This is a genomic window from Pirellulales bacterium (assembly GCA_035939775.1).
GTDB lineage: Bacteria > Planctomycetota > Planctomycetia > Pirellulales > DATAWG01 > DASZFO01.
In genome coordinates this window covers 1-3,787 of sequence record DASZFO010000215.1, presented here as the reverse complement: position 1 = coordinate 3,787, position 3,787 = coordinate 1, and the positions used below count along the sequence as shown (strand labels likewise).

Sequence of the window (3,787 nt, the reverse complement as noted above, 5' to 3'; positions counted from 1 at the left end):
TTTACCCTCTCCTTTACCCTCTCCTTTACCTTCACCTTTGCCGTCGCCTTTGCCCTCGCCTTTACCGTCCGACTTACCATCACCTTTTCCGTCACCTTTGGCTTGGCCTTTTCCGTCGCCTTTCCCCTGTCCCTTATCGTCGGGCTTTGACGCATTCTTATTGCCGTCGCCAGGTGACTTGTTGTCGCCGGGCTGCTTGCCGTCGCCCGACTTCTTCTCGGACTTTCCTTCACCCTTTCCTTCGCCCTTTCCGTCGCCTTTGCCGTCGCCCTTGCCGTCACTTTTTTCGTCGCCCTTGCCCTGACCTTTGCCCTTGCCTTCGCCCTTGCTCTTATCGTCCGATTTGCTCTCGTCCGAGGCGGACGTGTCTTTGGGTTCGAGCTTCTTGATGTCCTCGGCCAGTTGCTTTGCCTTGTCGGCTTCTTTTCCTTGGCGCGGGGCGAGTTCCTTGGTGTCGCCTTCGCCTTCCGTCTGCCCGTGCGTGCCCTCGACTTCCTTGATTAGCTTGTCGAGCTGCGCGATGATCTTCTTGTATTGCTCCTTTTCGGATTCTGCTTGCTTGGCGCGGTCGCCGCTTTGGAGCAGCTCGAGCAGCTTGACGAGATCCTGCTCGACTTGCACCTGCCCCTTGGTGGCGACGTAGAGCTGGTCTTTGTTCAACTGTTTGACCAACTCGACAAAGCGATCGTCGAGCAACCGCTGGCGACTCTCAGCGAAGGCCTGCCGGAGCAACGCGGCCTGCTTGGGATCATTCGCACCGACCACCTCGGCCATGCGGTTCATCGCCTTTTCAAGGTCGGAATACTGCTTGGCGAGTTTGTCTTGCTCCTTGTCGAGCGGGACGCTCGCCGCTGGTTTTGCTGGATCGCTCGCGGCCGGAGCGGCGGTGCCCGGGGCGTCCTTGGCCGGTTCGGCTGCCAACAGGACCGGCGCGGAAACGACGAACGTCGCGATGGCAAGCGCCGCTAGCGACCAGCGATTCCTAGCCTTGACCTTCATCGTAAGTCCTTTTTGACAAGCAAGTAATGCTCAAAAACCAAGCAGGATAGAGCCGGAAATGAACGGGAATGAACGCGAATGCAAGATACCAACCCTGTTATGCTGCCAATTACTTCCGTTCATTTCCGTTCATTTCCAATTGATTCAACCCCAATCTCAATGGTTCGGCCGGCCTCACCGCAATTTAGTCGCCGAATCGCCGAGAAAAGTTCGCGACCGAGCGATTCGCGTTAATCGTTGAGCTTCAATGCTTTCTCCTTTTGCCGCTTCTGTGTCAGCTTGTTCAGGTCGTCCTGGGCCTTGATGATGTCGCGAAGATGCTCGACGATCTCGTTGAACGATTCGAGTTCCAGCATCTTGTTCATCACTTGTCGCATTTCGACTAAGATCGCGTCAACCTGTTGGAGCGCCGCCTCGTGGCGGGTTTTGCTCAACCCGGGGTCGGCGAGCGTCCCCTCCAGCTTTTTCAGGCGGCGGTCCAGTTCGGGGAACATGGTCTCCGCAATCCGCCGCAGTGGATCGGCGATCTGGTCTTTGAGCCGATATTCGAGTTCGGGCGTCTCGATTCGGTTGTTGGTCATCTCGTCGCGAATGTCGTCGAACGCCGTCGAGAGGCTGGCGGTCTCGCTCGCCCCGCGTTCGCTGTTAGCCAAGGTCTGCTCGATCACAACCGGGGCCGAATTGAGACCGCGATTGGGTGCTCGATCGTTCGTGTCGCCCGGTTCCGCGCCCGAGGCGGGCGACTTGGACGAGCGGCCATCTTCCGGCTCGGCGCCGGCTGGCGGTTTGGCGACCGGCTTGTCGCCGGCGGCCTTTTTGGCGGTGCTGTTTTTGTCGGCGCCGTTTTTGTCGACCGGCTTTTCGCTCGGCGCGGAACCCGTCGGCGGAGCGAAATCGAGCTGCGCCAGTTGGTCGCGCGTGGCCGTGAGGTCTTGTGCGATCTGCTCGAGCCGCAGCCGGAGAGTCAACTCGCGGGCTTCGAGCATCGACATCAGTTGCTCCGGGGCTACGATCGCAAGCAGATAGCGCTCGCTCGCCGCGACATTCGGCCCCTGCTTGAGCGTGCAATTGTCCTGGGCCGTCATCGTAAGCACCATCTGCTGACCGATCTTCAGCGGTTGCTCTTTGAAATCGAGCGCTTCGTCGGCCGCCCGATCGAATTTGAGCGACGCGTGGCCGTGCGGATTCGTGCGGAAGGAGACCCGGACCGGATCGGCCTGATCCAGCTTGTATTCGAACCACAGCTTCGACACTCCGTAGTCGTCGGTGATCTCGCCTTCGATCGGCAAGCGGGCCTGCGGAGTGATCGACGTGCTGATCGCCCGGAGGTGCACGCCGACACGCGGGGCTTCGTCGGGGATGGCGTTCAAATTGAGTCGCACGGGGTCCTTCGTCCGAATCCCGTCGGTATCCACCAGCGTGAAGAGCAGGGTTTCGTCGTCATCGAGGCGCTCGATCTGATACGTGAAGCGGCGTCGATCGGGCGAATCGGCCAGATGGATCGTGCGTCCGGGTTGCGTCTTGTCGGCCACAAGCGAGCTGACCGGCACGTCGACGAGGTCCTTGTTGGCCTTAGCCTGGACCGTGATCTTGGTTCCTTGCGGCAATTGCACAAGCCCCGTGACCGGCAGATCGCGCGACTCGCGGTGCATGTATTCGGGGTAGACGCAACGGAGCGTCATTTCGATCGTGGGCACGTCGACCACGTCGATCTGATAATCGCGCAGCGCCATGTCGCCCCCGACAACGTCGAACGATCGCGAGGAAAGAATCCCGCGGAAGACGAACGAATACAACTGATACTCGTCTCCCGCCGCCGCCACGCCGAGGCGACTCATGTTCTCGCGGCTCTTGCCCTCTTCCGTGCGGTAGCGGATCTGCGCGGTCTCGGGCACTTCGTAACGGGTATCGGCTTTGGCGATGATCGTCACATCGGAACCTTTGGCGATCTTGAGCCGCTTGTCGGGAAAGCCGTCGACGGCCAAATGCACTCGCCGCGGCCAGAGCACGTCGGAGAACAATAGATCGCGATCCACCCAGATCTTGAACGCTCCCGAGGCCAGCAGCGCAAAGGCGGCCACGGAAACAACGGCCGCCGCCGCCCCGACGAGCGCGCGAACGAGCGGGCCGCGGCGGAATATGTCCGCCAGCCGCACCTCCGGCAGATGGCGAATCGCTTCGCTTTGCGTGTGGGCAAGCATCCGCGGGTTGAAGCCGAGCGAATGCCCTGGCTGTTCCGCCAACTCGACCGTCGTGAGCAGGCTATCGCCGAACTTGTCGAAACGCCGCTCGAGCAGCACGGCCAGATTGCCGTCGGCCAGCCGCACGAACGCCCGTCGCAGGATGAAGCGATAGATCAAATAGACGAGCACCGCCGCCACGCCGCCGATCATGATCTGCCGCGCTAGCGCCGGCGGCTCGATCCACCAATCCAAAACGAGCGTGATCCAGAACGCCGTTCCCAGCCAAGCCACCGCCAGCGCCAAGCCCTGGACCCAAACATACTGGCGGATTCGCCGCCGCAGCCCCGACAAGAGCGAGCCAATCTGCGGAGCTAGACTAGGCTGTTGGATCTCAATTGACATGGTCAAACGTCAGGTGTCGTGCACTTCTCGGAAATCCGAATCCAAATCGCTTAGCGGCGGTCGTGCCCATGCACTCTTATCACGGTGGTTCGTACTTAATAAAATGAAGCCGATCGGGCATCGTAGTTGGTTCGGGCAGTACAACATCGCCGAACGGTGTCATCAACGGTTGTTCCGGATTCAAGTAATGTAAGAAGAACGCG

Annotated in this window: 2 protein-coding genes; both read right to left on the bottom strand. The window is 60.2% G+C overall.

Features of this window, described 5'->3' with window-relative positions; translation table 11 throughout:
* On the bottom strand, positions 1-999 hold a 999-nt coding region (locus tag VGY55_13425), incomplete at its 3' end, for a hypothetical protein (GenBank protein ID HEV2970967.1).
* A 230-nt stretch (positions 1,000-1,229) separates the two neighbouring features.
* Positions 1,230-3,584: a hypothetical protein gene (locus tag VGY55_13420; GenBank protein HEV2970966.1), complete on the bottom strand. Its 2,355-nt coding sequence runs from the start codon at positions 3,582-3,584 to the stop codon at positions 1,230-1,232.
* Positions 3,585-3,787 lie beyond the last annotated feature (203 nt).

What these genes read in the sequence shown, in the direction of transcription:
- VGY55_13420 (HEV2970966.1), bottom strand. Translation starts at nt 3,584, where the DNA reads ATGTCAATTGAGATCCAACAGCCTAGTCTAGCTCCGCAGATTGGCTCG.